The sequence below is a fragment of the Streptosporangium sp. NPDC002721 genome, assembly GCF_042888905.1.
In the GTDB taxonomy this organism is placed as follows: Bacteria; Actinomycetota; Actinomycetes; order Streptosporangiales; family Streptosporangiaceae; genus Streptosporangium.
This window is the reverse complement of the sequence record NZ_JBIAQI010000002.1, coordinates 280,725-300,978: the sequence shown is the minus strand read 5'-3', so window position 1 is coordinate 300,978 and position 20,254 is coordinate 280,725. Positions and strand designations below refer to the sequence as shown.

At 72.8% G+C, this 20,254-nt stretch carries 15 protein-coding genes; 8 read left to right on the top strand and 7 right to left on the bottom strand.

Annotated features, from left to right (window positions below):
* Positions 1 to 152: 152 nt before the first annotated feature.
* The gene (locus ACFYWM_RS03515) at positions 153 to 1,109 is read right to left on the bottom strand and encodes a GntR family transcriptional regulator (RefSeq protein ID WP_389908006.1); all 957 of its coding nucleotides are present in this window, start codon (positions 1,107 to 1,109) and stop codon (positions 153 to 155) included.
* Between the two features lie 131 nt (positions 1,110 to 1,240).
* Here ACFYWM_RS03515 and ACFYWM_RS03510 point away from each other — a divergent pair, with 131 nt between their 5' ends.
* Positions 1,241 to 1,846, top strand: a complete 606-nt coding sequence (locus ACFYWM_RS03510; RefSeq protein ID WP_389908004.1) for a GNAT family N-acetyltransferase — start codon at positions 1,241 to 1,243, stop codon at positions 1,844 to 1,846.
* Positions 1,847 to 1,883: 37 nt separating this feature from the next.
* Complete coding sequence (locus ACFYWM_RS03505; RefSeq protein WP_389908002.1) at positions 1,884 to 2,762, top strand: alpha/beta hydrolase; 879 nt, start codon at positions 1,884 to 1,886, stop codon at positions 2,760 to 2,762.
* A gap of 82 nt (positions 2,763 to 2,844) precedes the next feature.
* Here the strand turns inward: ACFYWM_RS03505 and ACFYWM_RS03500 are convergent, their stop codons facing one another.
* The 3 genes from ACFYWM_RS03500 to ACFYWM_RS03490 all read right to left on the bottom strand — a co-directional run bounded on the left by ACFYWM_RS03500 (position 2,845) and on the right by ACFYWM_RS03490 (position 7,156).
* Positions 2,845 to 5,256 (bottom strand): WD40 repeat domain-containing serine/threonine protein kinase, encoded by a 2,412-nt coding sequence (locus ACFYWM_RS03500; protein ID WP_389908000.1) that lies wholly within the window; start codon positions 5,254 to 5,256, stop codon positions 2,845 to 2,847.
* A gap of 143 nt (positions 5,257 to 5,399) precedes the next feature.
* Complete coding sequence (locus ACFYWM_RS03495) at positions 5,400 to 6,050, bottom strand: response regulator (protein ID WP_389907998.1); 651 nt, start codon at positions 6,048 to 6,050, stop codon at positions 5,400 to 5,402.
* A complete protein-coding gene (locus ACFYWM_RS03490) occupies positions 6,047 to 7,156 on the bottom strand; it encodes a sensor histidine kinase (RefSeq protein ID WP_389907996.1) in 1,110 nt (369 codons plus the stop codon). Before ACFYWM_RS03490 ends, ACFYWM_RS03495 begins: the two co-directional genes overlap by 4 nt.
* Before the next feature lie 111 nt (positions 7,157 to 7,267).
* Here ACFYWM_RS03490 and ACFYWM_RS03485 point away from each other — a divergent pair, with 111 nt between their 5' ends.
* Both ACFYWM_RS03485 and ACFYWM_RS03480 read left to right on the top strand, forming a co-directional pair.
* The gene (locus ACFYWM_RS03485; protein WP_389907994.1) at positions 7,268 to 8,272 is read left to right on the top strand and encodes an ABC transporter ATP-binding protein; all 1,005 of its coding nucleotides are present in this window, start codon (positions 7,268 to 7,270) and stop codon (positions 8,270 to 8,272) included.
* Positions 8,269 to 9,033, top strand: a complete 765-nt coding sequence (locus ACFYWM_RS03480; protein ID WP_389907992.1) for an ABC transporter permease — start codon at positions 8,269 to 8,271, stop codon at positions 9,031 to 9,033. The genes ACFYWM_RS03485 and ACFYWM_RS03480 overlap by 4 nt, the downstream gene beginning before the upstream one ends.
* A 229-nt stretch (positions 9,034 to 9,262) precedes the next feature.
* Here ACFYWM_RS03480 and ACFYWM_RS03475 read toward each other — a convergent pair whose 3' ends face one another.
* The 3 genes from ACFYWM_RS03475 to ACFYWM_RS03465 all read right to left on the bottom strand — a co-directional run bounded on the left by ACFYWM_RS03475 (position 9,263) and on the right by ACFYWM_RS03465 (position 14,212).
* Positions 9,263 to 9,979, bottom strand: coding sequence for an MgtC/SapB family protein (locus ACFYWM_RS03475; RefSeq protein WP_389907990.1), 717 nt, complete (start codon positions 9,977 to 9,979; stop codon positions 9,263 to 9,265).
* Positions 9,980 to 10,045: 66 nt separating this feature from the next.
* Positions 10,046 to 10,318, bottom strand: coding sequence for a hypothetical protein (locus ACFYWM_RS03470; protein WP_389907988.1), 273 nt, complete (start codon positions 10,316 to 10,318; stop codon positions 10,046 to 10,048).
* Between the two features lie 369 nt (positions 10,319 to 10,687).
* Positions 10,688 to 14,212, bottom strand: coding sequence for a S8 family serine peptidase (locus ACFYWM_RS03465; RefSeq protein WP_389907986.1), 3,525 nt, complete (start codon positions 14,210 to 14,212; stop codon positions 10,688 to 10,690).
* Positions 14,213 to 14,487: 275 nt separating this feature from the next.
* Between ACFYWM_RS03465 and ACFYWM_RS03460 the strand changes: the two genes are divergently transcribed.
* From ACFYWM_RS03460 to ACFYWM_RS03445, 4 genes are all read left to right on the top strand, one after another.
* Positions 14,488 to 15,450: an alpha/beta hydrolase gene (locus ACFYWM_RS03460; protein ID WP_389907984.1), complete on the top strand. Its 963-nt coding sequence runs from the start codon at positions 14,488 to 14,490 to the stop codon at positions 15,448 to 15,450.
* A 306-nt stretch (positions 15,451 to 15,756) separates the two neighbouring features.
* Positions 15,757 to 17,814 carry an N-acetylneuraminate synthase family protein gene (locus ACFYWM_RS03455; protein WP_389907982.1) on the top strand — a complete coding sequence of 686 codons (2,058 nt, stop codon included), beginning with the start codon at positions 15,757 to 15,759 and terminating at the stop codon, positions 17,812 to 17,814.
* 47 nt (positions 17,815 to 17,861) lie between these two features.
* Entirely contained in the window at positions 17,862 to 18,788 is a 927-nt protein-coding gene (locus ACFYWM_RS03450; protein WP_389907980.1) for a glycosyltransferase family 2 protein, read from the top strand.
* Positions 18,788 to 20,185: a polysialyltransferase family glycosyltransferase gene (locus ACFYWM_RS03445; RefSeq protein ID WP_389907978.1), complete on the top strand. Its 1,398-nt coding sequence runs from the start codon at positions 18,788 to 18,790 to the stop codon at positions 20,183 to 20,185. The genes ACFYWM_RS03450 and ACFYWM_RS03445 overlap by 1 nt, the downstream gene beginning before the upstream one ends.
* The last annotated feature ends 69 nt before the right edge of the window (positions 20,186 to 20,254 follow it).

Here is a 20,254-nt window from a genome sequence, read left to right as displayed (position 1 = left end):
CCGGCGATCGCGATCGCGGTGCGGGGGCCGGTGATGCCGGCCGGCAGGCCCCGCAGGGCGGTCAGCACGGCGACGGTGGCCTCGCCGGCGTCCGACCATGAGACCGAACGTCGTCACCCGGTTGCACACCCCTCTCCGAGCCGAGGACGGGACTACGGGCGCGCCCGTTCCACCAGGACGGCGAACCCGTCGAGGTGGCGCGCGAGGCCGTACTCGAACAATCCGTCCACGTCCGGCACCTCCTCCCCGGTGAGCGTGGCCAGCAGCGGGAACCGCCCGGAGTCGAGGAGCTCGTCGGCCCGCTCCCGCTGAGCCAGCCACCATCGGTCGAGCGTCACCCCGGTCTCCTGCTCGGCCTCGGCCTCGTCCGCCATGGACAGCGCGACGCTGATGACCAGCGCGGGCAGCGTGAGCGCCTCGCGGATCCGGGTCTCCATGGGCAGGCCGAGCCCGTCGAGCGCGCGCAGGGTCCACTCGGTGTGCTCCATCACGTTGGGCGCCAGCGACGGGCGGACGAACGAGACGGCCCTGGGCAGCCAGAGGTGCCTGCGGCACAGCTCCCACTGCAGGCGGGAGACGAGTTCGAGCTTGGCCCGCCAGCCGTCCGGCCCCGGGACGGGGAGCTCCGGTTCGCCGAAGACCTCGTCGGTCATCTGCGTCACCAGCTCCTCCTTGCTCGCGACGTGCCGGTACAGCGACATCGGGCCGACACCGAACTCGGCCGCGAGCCGCCGCATGGACACCGCGTCGAGCCCCTCGGTGTCGGCGATCGCGATGGCGGCGCGGAGCGTCCGCTTCCGGCTCAGGGCCTGCCTGGGAACGCCCGCCCGCCGTGGCCGGAGGGGAGGGGTCATGCCGACCGGCTGCTTCCGGCCCGTGGCGGCGGCGACCACCGTGCCGGCGCCGACCCGCGTCTCGACCAGCCCCTCGTCGCGGAGGGTGGCCACCACCCTGGTCGCGGTCGCGACCGCGACGCCCCACCGCCGGGCGATCTCCCGGACGGACGGCACCCGCTCCCCCGGCCGCAGGTCTCCGGCGAGGATCCGGGCCCGGATCTCCGCGACGATCCGCCGGTACGGCGGCTCCGGCCGCTGCGTTGACGACGACATGGATCCCCGATCTCCCCGTGATTGCCGACCGCCAAGAGTGTACTAGTTCAATCGCCCCGCACCAGTTCACTTCCACTCGCTGGAACCTCGAAAAAGTACCGTTTACCGGCTCCACTTCATACGCTGTACCCATGACAGTCGATACACCGTACGCATCCGTGCGGCGGGTGGACGAGGCGGATGACGCGGACCGGCGGGCGGTGCTGGACGTCCTGACCGAGGCGTTCACGGACGATCCGCTCGTCCGCTGGCTCTTCCCCGAGGCAGGCTCGCGAGCCCGTCTCCAGGAGCACTACCACCGCTCCCTGCTCGCCCGTCCCGGCGCCGAGACGTACCTGGCCGGTCACCACGAGGGCGCCTCGATATGGCTGGCGCCGGCCACGGACCGGACACACCACGAGGACGACGCGGGCCCGGAGACGGCCTTCGGCGAGAGCGGCACGCGGCTGCTCGCCCTGGGACGGGCGCTGGCCCCACGGCACCCCGATCGCGAACCGTACCTCTACCTCCCGTGCATGGGGGTGGTCGGCGGGCGGCGGGGCGCCGGGCTCGGCTCGGCGATGTTGCGGCACCGGCTGGAGCGGGCGGACGCCGACGGGCTCGCCGCGTACCTGGAGGCGAGCTCGCCCCGGAGCCGCGCCCTCTATCGGCGGCACGGATTCGAGGATCTCGGCGAGCCGGTCCGCGTGGCGGACGGCCCGCCCCTGTGGCCGATGTGGCGCCCGCCGCACCGTTGACCACCCCCTGCCCGACAAACAGAAGGAGAGAATCTCGATGACGACGAACCGCGACGCCGACCGGCGGCAGCCGACCCTGGTGCTCGTCCACGGCACCCACTCCTCGTCGGCCTGGGCCTCCGGGCTGACCACCGAGCTCACCCTGCGCGGGCACCGGTGCGTGGCCGTCGACCTTCCGGGACACGGCGCCGAGGCGTTCTATCCCCGTTCGTACCAGGCCCCGCAGGACCTCGAGGAACTGGCGACCGAACCGTCACCGCTCGCCAAGATCACCATTGACGACTACGTCGAGCGCGTGGTGGAGGTGGTGCGCCGCGCCCGCCGCCACGGGCCCGTGATCCTCGCCGGGATCAGCCAGGGCGGCGTCACCGTGAGCAGGGTCGGCAACGCCGTCCCCGAACTGCTCGACCGGGTCGTCTACGTCGCGGCGTACTGCTGCGTGGACCTGCCGAACATGGTCGCCTACCTCGAGACGCCGGAGAACGGCGACAGCCTGCTCCCCCGGATATCCGAGACCGTGGTCGCCGATCCGGCGGTCCTGGGGGTGACCCGGCTCAACTGGCGCTCGGCCGACCCGGCGGTGTTCCACGCCGTCAAGGACACCCTGGCCGGGGACTTCACCGACGAGGGGGTACGGCGGCTGCTCAACATGCTGGAGCCGGACGAGACCGCCGCCATCCCCCTGGCCGAGGCCCGGGGCGAGGCGCACACCTGGGGCCGGATCCCCCGGACCTACGTGCGCTTCACCCTCGACCGGCTGATCCCGCCCGCCTTGCAGGACCGGTTCATCGAGGAGGCCGACCGCCTCACCCCGGACAACCCGACCGACGTGCGGAGCGTCGCGGCTCCCCATGTCGGCCCGTTCGACCGGCCGGAGCTGGTGGAGATCTTCTCGGAGCTCGCCACCGGCCGCTGACCCGGCCCGGCACGCTCCGGGCTCCGGGCTCCGGGCTCCGGGCTCCGGGCTCCGGGAGAAGTCGCGCACGGCCGGGGACCGGTCAGCGCAGGCGCCAGACGCGGACGGTGTCGTCGCCGCCTCCGGTAACCGCGACGGGGCTCCCGTCGAGGTCGGCCACCGCGGCGGCGAACACGTTGTGGTCGTGGGCCCTGAACGGCCGCCCGGCCCGCTTCCCGGTGTCGAGGTCGTGGACCTGCGCGGTGGAGTCGTTACTGCCGGAGACGACGACGGTGAGCGACCCCACCCGGCCGACGGCGAGGGAGTAGACCCAGCCGCTGTGGCTCCGGATGGGCGGGCGCGCCTCACCCGCGCCCGCGGCGTCGTCGATGTGGATGTCCTGCGCGCCGCCGGCGGACAGCACCACGAGCCTGCCGTCCAGCTCGGCCGTGGTGACGGCGGTGACCTGGCCTCGCTGGGTGAGGATCGTCTCGCCGGGCCCGGAGCGGAGCGGCCAGCGGCGCACCGTGCCGTCGCCGCCGCCGGTGAACACGACGGGCTCGCCGTCGAGCTCGGCGACGGCCAGGCCGAACACGGCGCCGTCGGAGGCACGGCGGGCCTTGCCGATCGCGGCGCCCGTCCTCAGGTCCCACAGACGCAGGCTCCCGTCGCGGCCTCCGGTCACCACGACGGGCTCGCCGTCGAGGGTGGCCAGGGCGAGGGAGAAGACGGGCCCGGCCTTGATGGCCTTGCCGACCGGCTTGCGGGTGGCGAGGTCCCAGCGGCGTACGGTGCCGTCGTCGCCGCCCGACACCGCGATCGTCCTGCCGTCCAGCTCGGTGACCGCGACGGAGCGCACCCAGTTGGTGTGCCCGGTGAGCGTGGCCAGCGGTTTGCGGGTGGCCAGGTCCCACAGGCGGACGGTGCGGTCGTTGGCACCGGAGACGATCACGGACCTGCCGCCGACCCGGGCGATCGCCACCGACTGCAGGTCGTCGCGATGGCCGCGCAGCGGGCCGCCGACCGGCGCGCTCTTCCAGTCCCCGGTGACGGAGGTGGGGGTGGCGGCGGGGGACGGGGAACCGCTGGGGGACGGCGAAGCGGTGGGCGGTACGGACGATTCGCCGGGTGAGGGGGATTCGCCGGAGACCGGCGGGGAGCCGGTCAGCGCGACGGGGGTGGGACCCACGGGTTCCTCCCCCGTCCCCGCCAGCAGCGGCGGGAGCACGAAGACACCCGCGGAGACCGCGACGGCAGTGGCGGCGATGGCGGCCCCGATCCACCACGGGCGCGACCGTCCGGCCCTTCCCGGCAGGGTCACCCCGGGAGACCTCTCCCACGCCCCACCGGGATCCGACGGCCGCCACTGTCCCGGAGCGGGGACGGGACCGGTCGGCGGCTGCCCGGCGTACGACGGCTGCGGGGAGGGTTGCGGGGGCATGGACGGGGGCGCGGTGTTCCGGCTGGGTGGCGACGACGGCTCGGACGGCGGCTCGGCCGACGACCGGGAAAGCGGCTGCTGAGAGGGCGGGGGCCCGGACGGCTGCCGGGGCCCGGTACCCCACGCGGACGGCGGCTGCCCGGACTCGCCCTCCCGCACGGGAGACGGCTGGGATGTCGGTGGCCGCTCGGCCCGCGAGGGCTGCCGGGACGACGGCTGGTCCCCTACCGGGTGCCCGGAGAGCGGGGAGGGTGTGGCGGTGCCCGCCGAGGGCTGGCGAATCAGCCGGAACAGCAGGTCGGAGGCGACCGGTCGGTCGGCGGGCGTCTTGACCAGGCAGGCGCCCAGCAGCGGCCGCAACCCCTCCGGCACCCCCGACAGGTCGGGCTCTGCGGTGAGGATGCGGTGGAGCACGGCCGGGATGGTGTCCCGGCCGAACGCGGGGGTGCCGGTGGCGGCGAACACCATCGTCACGGCCCAGCTGAACACGTCCGAGGGGGCGGCGGCGGGCTCGCCGTGGATCTGCTCGGGCGACATGTAGGTCGGGGTCCCGACGACGCCGCTGGTGTTGCCGGGCGTGGCGTCCAGCGCCTTGGAGATGCCGAAGTCGATGACGCGGGGGCCGTCGGAGCCGAGGAGCACGTTGGCCGGTTTGAAGTCGCGGTGCGCGATCCCCGCCTGGTGGATGGCGACGAGCGCGGTGACGGTGCTGATCGCGATGCGCTGCAGGGCGGCGCCGTCGCGCGGCCCGTCCCTCTCGACGGCCTGCTGCAGCGACGGCCCGTCGATGAACTCGCTCACCACGTAGAGGTGGTCGCCGCTCTCCCCCGCGTCGAGCACCCGGGCGGTGCAGAACTCGGCGATCTGCCGGGCGACGGCGATCTCCCGCTCGAAGCGCGCCCTCGCGACCCGGTCCGCGGCGAACCTCGGGTGCAGCACCTTGACCGCGACGCGCTCACCGGCCGGGTCGCGGCCGAGGTAGACCGTGCCCTGCCCGCCCTCGCCGAGCCTCGCCTCGATCGCGTACGACCCGAAGGCGGTGGGGTCGCCGGATCTGAGCTCCGTACCGGCCATAGTGTTCCTCTCCAGCGCGAGCCCGCCCGAACGGTCCGGCGGCCGGTGGCCGACGTCCTGCCGTACGCGCCGGCTTCCGGGCAGCCGAGTCCCGCAGAAGAGGATGCCAGTATCAGCAAATTACACCAAATGACCACTAACCATCAGTCGAGGATGTTGGCGTGCAGGGCGCGCAGCACCGCGTTGGTCCGGTCGCGCGCCCCGAGTTTGAGCAGCATGGTCGAGACGTGGTTCTTCACCGTGCCCTCGGCCAGGAACAGGGCCCGGGCGATCTCGCGGTTGCTGTAGCCCTCCGCGACGAGCCGCAGCACCTCCACCTCCCGTTCGGTGAGCCGCTGGATCGGGGGCAGGTCGTCGTCGTCCACCGGCCGGCGGCGGTGCACCGCGCGCAGCAGCCGGTCGGTGATCGAGGGCGAGATCAGCGTCCCCCCGTCGGCCAGGACGCGGATGGCCCGGGTCAGCCGTTCGAGCGTCACGTCCTTCAGCAGGTAGCCGCACGCCCCCGCCCGCATCGCGTCCAGCACCAGGGTGTCGTTGTCGAACGTGGTCAGCACGAGCACCGGCGGCGAGCCGTCCGCGCGCTCCCGCAACGCCCTGAGCACCCAGATGCCGTCGTGGCGGGGCATGCGCAGGTCGAGCAGGACGACGTCGGGGGCGTGCTCCTCGATCGCCGCGAGCGCGGACATGCCGTCGTCGGACTCCCCCACCACCTCGATGTCGTCGGTCAGGTCGAGCAGGCTGCGGATGCCCTGCCGCACCAGGGTCTGGTCGTCGACCACGATCACCCGGATCATCGCGCAGGCACCCTGGCGGTGACGCGGAACCCGTCGCTGCCGTCGAGCCGCACGTCGCCGCCGACCGCGTCGATCCGCTCGCTCAGGCCGCGCAACCCGTTGCCCGGCCGCAGCTGGGGGCTGCCGCGCCCGTCGTCGACGGAGGTGAGCCTCACGCCCCGGTCCGGTGTGCTCTCGATCCGGATGCGCAGCGAGGTCGCGTCCGCGTGCCGGACGGTGTTGGTGACGATCTCCTGGACGACGCGGATGAGCGTGATGGTCACCTCCTCGGTGGGGCGTACGTCGTCGTCGATCCACACACCGATGTCGAGGCCGGGGATGTCGCGTACCACGGCGGTCAGGGACTCGCGCAGGTCGGGCGCGTCGGCGCGCAGCTGCCCGACGGTCGTGCGCACGTCGCGGAGCAGGTCCCGCGCCACCCGGTCGGCGCGCTCGATGTGCACGCGCGCGCCGGGGCCGTCGCGGTGCCGGGCGACCTCCAGCTCCAGGGTGAGCGCCGTGAGCTGGTGCCCCATCAGGTCGTGCAGCTCCCGGGCGATGCGCAGGCGTTCGTGGGCGCGCGCGGTGTCGGCCAGGATGACGCTCGCCGCCCGCAGCTCCAGGTGCGCCTCGCCCAGCTCGCGGCGCAGCCGCTGCTCCCGGATGATCGCGAGCGAACTCAGCATCGTCGCGGTCTGGATCAGCAGGTACAGCAGCGCGCCGAGGCCGATCTCGGCGGAGGCCGCGCCGGTGAGGCTCGCGGTCACGGCGATGACGACGGTGTTGAGCACGACCACCGGCGGGCCCACCCACCGCGGCGCGACGTACGCGCCCAGGGCCGCGGTGAAGACCAGCAGGATCGGCAACCACCCGGCGCCGGGCACCGTCAGGATCGTGAGCCACCCCAGCACGACGGCCGCGCCGTAGCAGGCCCACGCCCACCTCGGCCGGCAGTCCTCCCAGAGCGCGGCGGCCAGCGAGGTGACCAGCAACGCCACGAACAGCACGCCCCACACCGGCCGGGGCACCCGTGTCTCGGCCGCGCCGAGCAGTATCGGGGTGCCCACCGCGAGACACACCAGCAGCACCGCCAGTCCCGCCCACACGTCCGGCTCGATTCGCCGCATACCAGCACTCTACTGGCGCTCGCGTTCGCGCTGAGGTGCCGAAAGTCATGGGTGCCGATGCTGACCATCGGCACAGGCGCCGGGGGCCCCGCCCTTCCTAACGTCGACGGCATGCGTGCGACAACCTCACCTCCCGCCGTCGAGGCGGACCGCCTGCACAAACGCTACCGATCCAAGGTCGCCGTCGAGGAGGTCAGCCTCTCGGTCGCCGCCGGCGAGATCTTCGGCATCCTGGGACGCAACGGAGCCGGCAAGACGACCACCGTCGAGCTGATCGCCGGGCTCAGGCGGCCCGACCGCGGCACCGTCCGCGTGCTCGGCCTGGACACCCTGCGCGACCGGGCCCGGCTGCGCCAGGTCCTCGGGGTCCAGTTGCAGGAGGCCACCCTGCACTCCGCGCTCACGGTCACCGAGCTGGTCCGCCTGTACGGGACCTTCTACCGCGACCCGCTGCCGGGCGACGAGCTGATCGAGTCGGTCGGCCTGACCGCCTCCCGCCGTACCCGCTTCGAGAACCTCTCCGGCGGCCAGCAGCAACGGCTGTCGATCGCGCTCGCCCTCGTCGGGCGGCCCCGGGTGGTGATCCTCGACGAGCTCACCACCGGGCTCGACCCCGAGGCGCGCCGCCAGATGTGGTCCACCCTCGAGCGGCTGCGCGAGTCCGGCGTGACCGTCCTGCTCGTCAGCCACGCCATGGAGGAGGTCGAGCGACTGTGCGACCGGGTCGCGTTGCTCGACGAGGGGCGGGTCGTCGCCCTCGACTCGCCCTCCGGGCTCGTGCGCAGGGCCGGGTTCGCCCAGCGGGTCACCTTCCGCGCCGCCACCCCCGTACCGGACGGGCTGCTCGAAGGGCTCGACGGGGTCGAGCGGGTACGCGCCGACGGTGACCGCGTCGTCGTCGAGGGCCGCGGTGACCTGCTCCAGGCCGTCAGCGTCGCGCTCGTGCGCGCCGGAGTCGTGGCGACCGAGACGCGCGGCGAGCAGGCCGGGCTGGACGACGCCTTCGTCGCCCTGACCGGGCGCCGGCTCGACACCGACCTCGACACCGGCCTTGACACAGACCGCGACACAGACCGCGACACCGGCCTCGACGTCAGGAAGGAGACGGTCCGATGACGGACATCGTCGCCCACCGCCCCGGCCCGCGCGCCTGGGCCGCGCTGCTGGCCTGCGAGCTCAGGATGGTCGCCCGCGACACCGCCGGGCTGATCGTGCCGGTCGGCCTGCCCATGCTCATCCTGGTGATGAACGCCTCGGCCGCCGGGCGGGAGACGATCGCGCACGGCCGCACGGCGTTCGACGTCTACGTGCTGCCGCTGGTGTTCACGATGGTCGTGGCCACGACCGGCATCGTGAACATGCCGAGCTTCCTGGCCTACTACCGCCGCAGCGGCATCCTGCGACGCCTCGGGGTGACGCCCGCCTCGCCCGCGCTGGTCCTCGTCGCCCAGGCGGCCGCCGGCGTGCTGCAGATCGCGGCCGGCGTCGCGGCCGCCTGGATCCTGGCCGTGCTGGCGTTCGGCGCCAACCCCCCGGTACGCGTCGGCGCGGCGCTCGGCGTGCTGGCGCTGACGGTGGCCGCCATGTACGCCGTGGGCCTGATCGTCGCCGCGCTGGCGCCCACCCCGAGCTCCTCCGTGGCGATCGGCCTGAGCGTCTTCTTCGTCCTGGGTGCCACCGGCGGCATGTTCGGCGGGCTCGACGGCTTCCCCGAGGTGATCGCGACGATCGGGGAGTGGCTGCCGTTCGGCGCCGGGAAGCAGGCCCTGTCGGCCGCCTGGGTCGGCGCCCCCGTCGAGGCCGCCAACCTGATCGGCCTCACCGCCACCCTGGTGCTCGGCAGCGTCGTCGCGGCCGTGTTCTTCCGCTGGGACTAGGCCGTACCTCCCGCCCGGGGACGGCCGGGCGGGACAGTCCGCGAGCTCCGCGAGCCGGCCCCCGCCAGGCTCGCGGAGCTCGCGGCTCTCCCGGCGGCCGGTACGACACCCGCGAGACGACGCGCCCCCGCCCTCCGTGGGTCGTTCAGGGCGGGTCCTTCCGAACGCTAGGCGGGGCCACTGCGGAAAGCATGAGTAACCCCTACTCATCCCACCGGAGCCTCGCCTCTCAGGGAACCACCGTGTTGGCGTCCCGGCTCACCACGGCGAGCACCCCGTCGATCTCGGAGAGCGCCGTGGTCAGCTCCGTTATCGGACCGGCGCCGCGCACGGTGAGCCAGAGCGACACGGTGCCGGGGGTATGCCCCTCGGGCCGCTGGTCGACGAACAGCTCGTCCACGCCGAACCCCCGGCGCGTGCATTCGGCCAGCACCAGCCGCAGCACGCCCCGCCCGTCGAGGTAGCGCAGCCGGAGCCGCGAGGGCGCGTACTTGGACCGGGGAAGCCGGTCGGCCAGGGGCGTGAGGACGAACAGCGTCACGAAGTAGCCGGAGGTCACGACGATCGCCAGCAGCCACAGCCCGGCCCCCGCCGCCATGCCCACCCCGGCGGTGAGCCAGGTCGCCGCGGCGGTGGTGAGGCCCCGGACCGCGTCACCGCGGACGAATATCAGGCCCGCGCCGAGGAATCCGATGCCGGACACGATCTGGGCGGCCACCCGGGACGGATCGAGCTCGACGTTGTTCCCCAGCACGTCGTAGAAGCCGTACTTCGACACCAGCATGATCAGGGCGGCGGCGAAGCCGACCAGGGTGTGGGTGCGCAGGCCCGCGCTCTTCTGGCGGATCTCCCGCTCAAGGCCGATCATCGCCGAGAGCACGAAGGCCAGCAGCAGCGCCCCTATCTGCGCCCAGCCCTGCCCGGCGAGATCACCGAGAGGCGCCATCACCATCACCCCCGGTCCCGGTTCCGGCCTGGGAGCCGGTTCCGGGGCAGGCGCCCCCGGTCCCGGTTACGCCGCCTCGGCGGCCAGTCCGGCCTGCCGGAGGGCGGGGAACACCCGCTGTTCCGAGAGGTAGTGGCCGACTCCTACGACGAGCGCGACGGGCCATTCGATGACTCCAAACGCTCCCAGCGCGCCCAGCACCCCGTAGAAGACCAGCCGATCCGGCGTCGGCAGGCTCAGCGTGCCGATCACCGGCACGGTGATGTGCGGTGGCGGCTGTTCCCCGTCCACCTGGACATGTGTCCTGCCGTTCGAAGCGGTGGTGGTTGTCCTGACCATGGCGGCCTCCGTGAATCACGACACACCACGCCAATCCCCGGCCCCGCACGACCCGTAACACCCTTTGACCAGGACTTTGCTCACCCGCCCGTCCGTCCGGACCTCGCCCCTTGAACTTCGGACCCGAAGGACCCGGACCCCGTAAACCCCCGGAGATCCGCGGACCACGCGGCCCCTGCGGACCCCGCCGGACCCCGCGGACCCCGCCGGAACGGACCCCGCGGACCACCGGGAAACGAGCACGGCCCGTCCCGCGGGAAGCGGGACGGGCCGTCGGGGGTTCGGGCCGCCAGGGCGGCCTTTCGGGACGCCCGGAGGGGGCAGGCCCCTCCGAAACGCCCCGTCAGGACGCCCGGAGGGACCGGACCGCTATGGGGTCGCCCTGTCGGGGCGCTCGGAGATACGGATGGCGTTGAGCACGGTGTCGCCGGTCCGCTTGGCGAACCGCACGTTGAGCTGGCCGTCGGTGACCTTCACCGTGTACTGGCGGGTGGTGGCGGTGTACGCGCCGGTCTCCAGGGCGAGGTCCAGCGCGGGGATCGCCAGCTGGCCCTCGACGATGACGTCGAAGACGCGCTGGCCCTCACGCTTGCCCCGGGTCTCGGCGAAGCCCAGCTCGACGGTGTAGGTGCCGTTGGGCACCTGGTCGAACCGGTACTCCAGCATCCCCTCGCGGACGCTCCTGAACAGCGCCTGCTCGGTGGTTCCGGTGATCGTCCTGGTCGTCGTGTTCGTCTTCGTACTGGTGCCGACGTAGCCGTGACCGCCGGTGCTGTGCTTGCGGTCCGCGCTCCAGCGGTCACCGGCGGCGTCGACGACGTCCCTGGTGGCGCCCACCTCGACGGCGACCTGGTGCTTGGGCACCACGACCGTCACGGCGATCTCGATCTGCGGGTCGCGCCCGCTGGCCGAGCGCACCAGCACCTTGCCGGTGCGTACGGTGCCCGGCGTGACGCCCGCGCTGGAGGCGGTCACCTTCAGCGTCACCGACGCGCCCCTGGCGAGCTGGCCGGTCGCGGGTGTCACGCTCAGCCACCCCTGGGCGGGGTCTGTCACCACGGTGTAGGCCGTGCCGACGCCCAGGTTGGACAGTTCGACCGAGCCCGTCCGGGTGGTATCGGCCGGTTGCACCAGGGTCAGCTCGGCGACCGAGGCCGTCACCCGGCCGGTGGCCAGCGCGGTGTCGGCCCGGGTCACGCCCCCGGCGGTGACGGTGACCTCCTGGGTGAAGGTCCCGTAGTTCTCCTTGGAGACCTCGACCTGGTAGTCGCCCAGCAGGATCTGCCCGAGGAACCTGCCGTCGGCCCCGGTGGTGAAGGTCGCCACGTCGCCGACCTTCACCGTCGCGCCCTCCAGCGGCTCGCCGTCGTTGGCGTCGGTGACGACGCCGGTCAGCAGCCCGTGCCGGCTCGCGGTGAAGGTGAGGCTCTGGCCGTCGGCGATCGCGGCGCTGTTGAAGGAGTACTGCAGCGCGTCGGTTCCGTCGGCGTTCTCGACGCCCACCGTGGCGCCGATCCCGGCGTCGCGCTCGCTGTCGACGCTGTCGTAGCGGTACCCGACCGACCCGTTCTCGCCGAGCAGCGCCGAGAACGTGACGCGCTGGGTGGCGTCGGCGTAGAAGCGGGCGTTGCGCCACTCGACGACGAAGGTCCGGTTCGGCGCGGTCCCGACGGTGGCGGTGTAGATCCCGGACTGGTCGTCCAGCACGAGGTCGTCCCAGAAGGGGTAGAGCGCCGCGTTGGGCGCGCCGGAGGCCGGCAGGGCCGCGTTGCCCGCCACGGCGGTGCTCTCCCTGAAGCTGAGGAACCCGTTGGTGCTCACCCAGGCACCGCCGTAGCCGGTGCCGTAGAACGGGAAGGTGAACGGCAGCGTGATCTGCTGGACCGCGTCGTCGCCGGTGAGCGTGCTCTTGGCCGTGCCCGCGACGTACGCCTCGGCGGCGCTGTCGCAGGTGTAGCCGAAGGAGTCGGCGCGGCGCGGCAGGTCGACGTCCCTGGTCAGGTCGCCGCTGACCGTGAGCGGCACGGTGAGCTCTCCGGCGCACCGGGAGCCGGGGGTGATCTTCAGCTGGTAGTCGCCGTCGGGCAGCGTGAGCCGGTAGCGGCCCGCCGCGTCGGCGACCGTGCTGACCGGGGTGCCCACCGCGGTCAGCGTGGCGCCCGGCTCGGGGGCTCCGTCGGCGGTGACCGTGCCGGAGACCGAGCCCGAGGACAGCCGCGTCACCGGGACGTCCTCGGTGACCGTCTGGTCGGACACGACGGTGACGTCCGCGGTGGCGTCGGCGTACCCGAACTTCCTCACGGTGAGCCGGTAGTCGCCCGCGAGCAGGCGGGGCAGCTCGTACGTCCCGTCCTGGGCGGTGGTGGTCGAGCGGTTCAGCGGCCCGGTGACGGTGACGGTCGCCGAGGCCAGCGGCGTACCGCCGGAGGTGACGGTGCCGGCCAGCCCGCCGAGCTCGGCGGTGGGGGTGGCCTGGACCGCCGCGAACGTGTCGAGCCTGCCCTCGCCCCAGATGTTGTTGTCCGCGGCGGTGCCGCCGCAGCGCGTGTCGTTCACGTCGATCGCGGTCCGGTCGAGCAGGTCGCGCGTGGTGGCGATGTCGCCCAGCAGGGGCGGGGAGGCCGACCACATCAGCGCGACGGCGGCCGCCAGGTGCGGCGCGGCCATCGACGTGCCGGAGTTGGACCCGTAGCCGCCGTTGGTCACCGACGAGCGCACGTTCACGCCGGGGGCCGCGAGGTTGGGCTTGATCTCGCCGTTCTCGCCGGTGCCCCGGGTGGAGAAGGTCGCGATCGTGTTGTTGACGTCGAACGCGCCGGCGCTGTAGCTGGCGACGTACTGGCCGGGCGAGCCGCTGGAGTTGCAGCCCGCGTTCGTGAGGTTGCCGTTGGAGAAGACGGGGAAGATGCCCGCCGCGACCCACGCGTCGACGATCTCCTTGTACCAGGGGTCGAAGCCCGCGCCGCCCCAGGAGTTGTTGACGACGTGCGGGGCCAGGTCCGGACGCGGGTTCTCGCCCTCCAGGTCGGTGGGCGCGAGCACCCACTGGCCGGCGGCGAGCAGCGAGGCGTCCGAGCAGGTGGTGGACTCGCAGCCCTTGACGGCGATCCACTTCGCGGCGGGGGCGACGCCGATCGTGTTGGCGCCGCCGTCGTCACCCACCATCGTGCCCATGGTGTGGGTGCCGTGGCCGTTGTTGTCGCACGGCACGGGGCCCGCGCAGATCCCGGCCGGGTCGAACCAGTTGTAGTCGTGGTCGACGACGCCGTCGGCGCTCCTGCCGCGGTACTTGGCGGCGAGCGCGGGGTGGTCGAACTGCACGCCGGTGTCGATGTTGGCCACGACGATGCCCTCGCCGCGGACGCCGAGCTCGCTCCAGACCCGGGGGGCGTTGACGCGGTCGATGTTCCACTCGATCGCGTCGACCTTCGCCACCTCCTTGCCGGGCAGCGGCTCGGGCACCTTGGTGACCCTGCCGGGCTCGATCCGCTCCACCTCGGCCCGCTTCGCGATCTCCTCGGCCAGCTTGGCGTTGCCGGTCACCTGGATGGCGTTCGCGATCCAGAAGGGGGTGAAGTCGACGCTCTCGGCGGTGAGGAACTCGCGCAGGCCCGCCTGCGAGGAGGCGGCGAGCTCGGTCTTGGCCCGGAAGACCTGCGCGGCCTTCTCGGTCCTCGTCTTCGCCCTGCGCGCCGCGCCGAGGTCGGCGTCGCTGTCCAGGCGTACCCAGAAGGTGGCCTTGTCGTCCGCGGCGAGATCCGCCAGGACGGCCTTGTCGATCTTGTCGGGGTCGGGGGCGGAGGCGGCCTGGGCCACTCCCTGAGGGAGCACGAGCATCAGGGCTGCGGCGATCCCGGCCAGGACCGATCGCCGGTGTCGAGGGGTGTTTGACACACGATCTCCTTACACTCCGGGCGGGAGTCTCCCGCCGGGCAGAGCGCCGTGGGACGTACACGATCTTTACGACCCACGTGGAGAATCTTGAATAGATCTTGTGTAATTTACAAGCTTTCGGGTTACTAAAACGCCATATGTCATCAGAATTAACATGAATGGACCGACCCAAAAACGGCGGGCCGTACCGGCTCACGAACTCCCCCGTCCCCGCCGCGGGGCCGTTACGGCATGTGGGCTTCACGCGATCACCGGGACACGGGAGGATTGGCGACGTGAACCGCACCGCTGTACGTCTGGGAGTGCTCCTGCTGGCCGCCGTCGCGGTCGTGGCGGTGCTGCTCGCCCTGCTGCCCCCGTCCTCGACCGGCACGTACGGCAAGGAGGACGCCAAGGCCTCCCCCGTCGAGGTGCGGAAGCTGGGCGAGCGCGACCACGAGCTCACCGTCACCTCCGCCGCGCTCGGCCGCGAGGGCAAGGTCAGGGTCCTGCTCCCCGAGGGGTGGGCGCCGGGCTCGGGCCCGTGGCCGGTCCTCTACCTGCTCAACGGCTGCTGCCAGTCCGCGTACGACACCTGGATCACCAAGGGCGGCGCCGCGGAGCTCACCTTGGGCTACCGCGCGCTCGTGGTCATCCCCGAGGGCGGCCCCGTCGGCTTCTACTCCGACTGGCGCGAGGGCCCTGGCTGGGAGAGCTTCCACCTCACCGAGGTGCGGACCGTCCTGGAGCGCGACTACGGCGCCGGTGACCGCCGGGCGGTGGCGGGGCTGTCCATGGGCGGTTTCGGGGCGATGTCGTACGCGGCCCGCCACCCCGGCATGTTCCAGGCCGCGGCCTCCTACTCCGGGGTGCTGCACACCCGCGACGGCAAAGGCGGCGTCGACTGGCTGCTCGGGCAGTACGGCGAGGAGTCGGTGAAGCTCTGGGGCTCCCCCCAGGACCCGCAGTGGGCCGCCCACAACCCGGCCGACCTCACCGGCGCGCTGCGCGGGGTGCGGCTCTTCGTCTCCAGCGGCGACGGCTCCCCCGGCCCGCTGGACGACGCCTCCGAGGCCCGCGACGACGGTGAGGCCTCCCTGCTGCTGCAGGCCGTGACGTTCGTCGAGCGGGCCAAGGCGGCCGGCGCCGAGGTGTCGGTCGACTTCTACGGCCCCGGCACCCACTCCTGGCCCTACTGGCGCCGCGGCCTCGAACGCTCGCTCCCCATGCTGATGGGCTCCATCGGCGCGGCCGTCTAGGGGCCACCCGAGGGCCGCGGATCACCTGCCCGCCACCTGTCGCCACCCGTGGGATCACCGGCGCGCCGCCCGCCGTCACCCCGTGCCCCTGCCTGCCACCCCGTGTCGTCCCGTGTCGCCCCGCGTCGTTCTTGTGCTGTCCTGTGCCGTTCACGGCGCTCTCAGCCTGGCGCTCCCGGTCGCGCGGAAAGTTAAGACGGGCGACTCTGGACGTTCAACTCAGACACCCCATTCCGGTCACCCCCGTGGCTAGGTTCCAATGACACCCCAGCTCAGGGGCGTTCGCCGTATGTCTGAGGAGCCACCTTGCGAGTCCTGGCCGTTGTCCCCGCCCGTGGAGGTTCGGTGGGGGTCCCCCTGAAGAACCTGGCCGCGGTGGGCGGCAGTCCCCTGGTCGCCCGTGCGGTACGGGCCTGCGTGCGCGCCGAGCTGGTCGACGAGGTCGTGGTCAGCACCGACCACGAGGGCATCGCCGAGGCGGCCCGCGCCGCCGGCGCGACCGTGATCGACCGGCCGGAGGAGCTGAGCGGCTCGACCGCCTCCAGCGAGTCCGCCGTGCTGCACGCGCTGGACCACGTGTCCGAGGTCCCCGAGGTGGTCATCCTCGTGCAGTGCACCAGCGCGTTCATCGACCCCGCCGACCTGGACAGCGCCATCTCCAAGGTGCTGGACGGCAGCGCCGACGTGGTGTTCTCCGGGCTGGAGACGCACGAGTTCCTGTGGAGCTCCAGCGGCGCCGGCGTCAACCACGACCCGTCCCACCGCCCCCGCCGCCAGGACCGCGAGCCGCACTTCCGCGAGACCGGCGCGTTCTACGTGATGCGCACCGCGGGCCTGCGCGAGAACGGCCACCGCTTCTTCGGCGCCGTCGCCGTGCAGCAGGTGCCCTCGCGCCACGCCATCGAGATCGACACCCCCGAGGACCTGGAGATCGTACGGGCGCTGGCGCCCTTCGTCGACGAGCCCGAGCCGATCGACGTGGACGCGGTCATCACCGACTTCGACGGCGTGCACACCGACGACCGCGCCTACGTCGACCAGGACGGCCGCGAGATGGTCGCGGTCAGCCGCTCCGACGGCATGGGCATCTCGCTGCTGCGCCGCTCCGGCGTCAAGCTGATGATCATGTCCACCGAGCACAACCCGGTGGTCGCGGCCCGCGCCCGCAAGCTCGGCGTGCCCGTCCTGCAGGGCCTGACCGACAAGCGGACCGTGCTGCGCGACTGGCTGGCCATCGAGGGCATCGACCCGGCCCGCGTCGCGTACGTCGGCAACGACGTCAACGACCTGGGCCCGATGAGCGACGTCGGCTGGCCCGTCACCGTCCCCGACGCCCACCCCAAGGTCCGCGCCGCCGCCAGGACCGTGCTGACCAGGCCCGGAGGGGCCGGAGCCGTACGGGAGCTGTGTGACCGGGTCCTCGCGGCCCGCCCGCTGGAGGAGGTCGCCCCCGCCCCCGCGCCCCGCGCCGAGCTGCGGCTCACCCCGGTCGCCAAGCCCGTCCAGATCGGCGACGCGCTGGTCGGCGCCGGCCAGCCGGTCTACATGATCGCCGAGATCGGCATCAACCACAACGGCGACCTGGACATCGCGCGCAAGCTGATCGACGTGGCCGCCGAGGCGGGCTGCCAGGCGGTCAAGTTCCAGAAGCGCACGCCGGAGATCTGCGTGCCGCTGGAGCAGCGCGACCAGATCCGGCAGACGCCGTGGGGCGAGATGACCTACATGGAGTACAAGATCAGGACCGAGTTCGGCCTGAAGGAGTACACCGAGATCGCCAAGTACTGCCGGGAGCGCGGCCTCGACTGGTTCGCCTCCCCGTGGGACGTGCCGTCGGTGGAGTTCCTGGAGTCGATGGACGTGGTCACCCACAAGATCGCCTCGGCCAGCGTGACCGACCTGGAGCTGCTGCGCGCGCTCGCCTCCACCGGCAAGCCGCTCATCCTGTCCACCGGCATGTCCACGCTGGAGGAGATCGACAAGGCGGTGGAGATCCTCGGCACCTCCAAGCTGGTGATGATGCACGCCACCTCCACCTACCCCCTGCCTCCCGAGGAGGCCAACCTCCGCGCGATCGTCACCCTCCAGGAGCGGTACGGCGTGCCGGTCGGCTACTCCGGCCACGAGCGCGGCCTGCAGATCTCGCTCGCGGCGGTGACCCTGGGCGCGGTGACCGTGGAGCGGCACATCACGCTCGACCGCACCATGTGGGGCTCCGACCACGCCGCCTCGCTGGAGCCGGCCGGGCTGGAGCACCTGGTCCGCGACATCCGGATCATCGAGACCGCCCTGGGCGACGGCGTCAAGCGCGTCTTCCCGGGCGAGGAGGCTCCCAAGTCGCGCCTGCGCCGCGTCACCGTCTGACCCCGCGACCCTGCGCCCCTGCGATCACCTGGATTGGGAAGAACAACTTGATCAAGCTGTCCGTCGTCGTCCCGGTGCGGGACGCGGAGGCCTACATCGGTGACGCGCTGACCTCGCTGGTCAGGAACGCGCGCCGGGACTTCGAGTTCATCGTGGTGGACGACGGATCCGCGGACGCGACCGGGCAGATCGTCGAGGACTTCCGCGACGACCTGCCCGGTCTGGTCGTGCTGCACAACGACGCGCCGGTCGGGCTCGCCGACGCCCGCAACCTCGGGGTCGCCCTGGCCTCCGGCCGCTACCTGACGTTCATGGACGGCGACGACTGGCTCGCGCCCGGATATCTGGGGGACCTGGTCGGGGCGATCGACCGGCTCGGCTGCGACTTCGTCCGGGTCGACCACGTCCAGGTGGAGGGCAGGAAGCGGGTGATCCACCGGGCGCCGCTCGCCACCCGGGAGGTGGTGCTGAAGCCGCGCGACCACATCCTGCCCGCCCGGTCGAAGACCATGGTCGACTACCCGTACGCCTGGGCGGGGATCTACCGCCGCGACCTCGGCGACCTGCTCACCTTCCCCGGGCACCTGCACACCGCCGAGGACAGGCCGTGGATCTGGCGGCTGCACCGCGCCGCGGGCTCGTTCGCGGTGGTGTCGCTGGCCGGGCTGTTCTACCGGCGGATGGTGTCGGGCTCGCTGACCCAGATCGGCGACGCCAGGCAGCTGCACTTCTTCGACGCCTTCGACCTGGTCTTCGAGGGCCTGGAGGAGGAGTTCACGCCCAAGGCGGTGCGCATGTTCCGCGCGCTGCTCGCCCATCACCTGGAGATGGGCGAGCGGTTCTCCCCCGAGCTGCGCGCCCGCTTCGAGGAGCGCGGCGCCGCGACCCTGAGGCGGTTCCCCGCGGACCTGCTCGCCCAGACCCGCCTGGATCCGGAACGCGACCAGATCCTGCAGAGACTCCTGGAGGGGTGATGACGCAGCTGTTCTACGCCTCGACCCTGTTCGGCGCGATGACCCTGGCGGCGGGCGTCGACGCCGACCGCTTCGGTCCCCGCGAGGGACGCCGGATCCTGCTGGTGTCCAACAACGCGGCCATCCCCGAGATCACCCCGCCCCTGGACGAGACCCCCGGCTTCGCCGCGCTGCGCCCGCACTTCGACGAGCTGTACTCGTGGAACGAGATCGTGGCCCCGCTGCACCCCTCGGACTGGAAGGCCCGCGTCATCGAGGTGCCGATGCTGAGCCGGCTGGTCGGCTCGCACCTGTCCCTGGGCGACGGGCCCGCCGAGCTGATCCTGGAGTCCATCGCGGTCCCCCCGGCCAGGACCCTGGGCGGGCTGGTCAAGGACTGCCCGATCTCGGTCTACTCCGACGGCCTGATGAGCTACGGCCCGACCCGCGACCCGCTGCCGCTGGAGATCTCCGGCCGGATCACCCGCCTGCTCCACCTCGACCTGGTCCCCGGCCTGACGCCGCTGCTGCTGTCGGAGTACGGGGTCCCCGCCGAGATCATCCCCGACCGGGCCTTCCTCGACGTGATCGGCGAGGTCGGCGGGGAGACCGGCGCCGCGCTCCCGGACCGGAGCGGGAAGACCGGCGAGACGCTCCCGGACCGGACCCTGAGAACCGGCGAAGCGGCCGGCGACGCGCTCCCGGGCCGCACCGCGAGAACCGGCGAGGCTCCCTCGGGCCGGGCGATGATCCTCGGGCAGTACCTGTCCGCCCTCGACCTCGTCACCCCCGAGGAGGAGGCGCGGCTGCACGACGACATGCTGCGCGGCCTCGCCGCCCGGGGGTTTCGCGGCGTGCTGTTCAAGCCCCACCCGGCCGCCGGGCGCGGGCACGCCAGGCGGCTGCGCGAGACGGCCGCCGAGCTGGGCGTCGAGCTGGAGGTGGTGGCGGAGACCGTACCCGCGGAGTCGTGCTTCGCCGACCTGCGGCCCGAGCTCGTGGTCGGCTGCTTCTCCACCGCCCTGATCACCGCGAGCCGGTACTTCGGCCTCCCGGTGGCGACGGTGGGCGGCGAGCTGGTCCTGGAGCGGCTCACCCCGTACGAGAACAGCAACCGGATCCCCGCCACCGTCACCGACGCCCTGCTGCCGCGCCTGTCGGCGGACGGCTCGCTGGAGGAGCCGCCGCCGGTGGACCTTCCCGCCCTGGTGGGCGCGGTCGGCTACTGCATGCAGGCCGAGGTGTATCCGGAACTGCGCGAGAGCGCCGCCGCCTACCTGGAGGCGCACGGCCCCGCCCGCTACTTCAAGCGCCAGCGCCTCGGCGCCCTGGACCTGATCGCCCCCCGGACCACCGCCGCCCGGGAACGGAGCACCCTGGGCAGGCTCCGCGACCGCCTGTCGAAGGCGTTCCCCTAGACCCGGCGGCTCGCCGCGACGGCCGGTGAACGCGCGTGGTCGCGGAGCCGTTCACACCAGGTTTGCAAG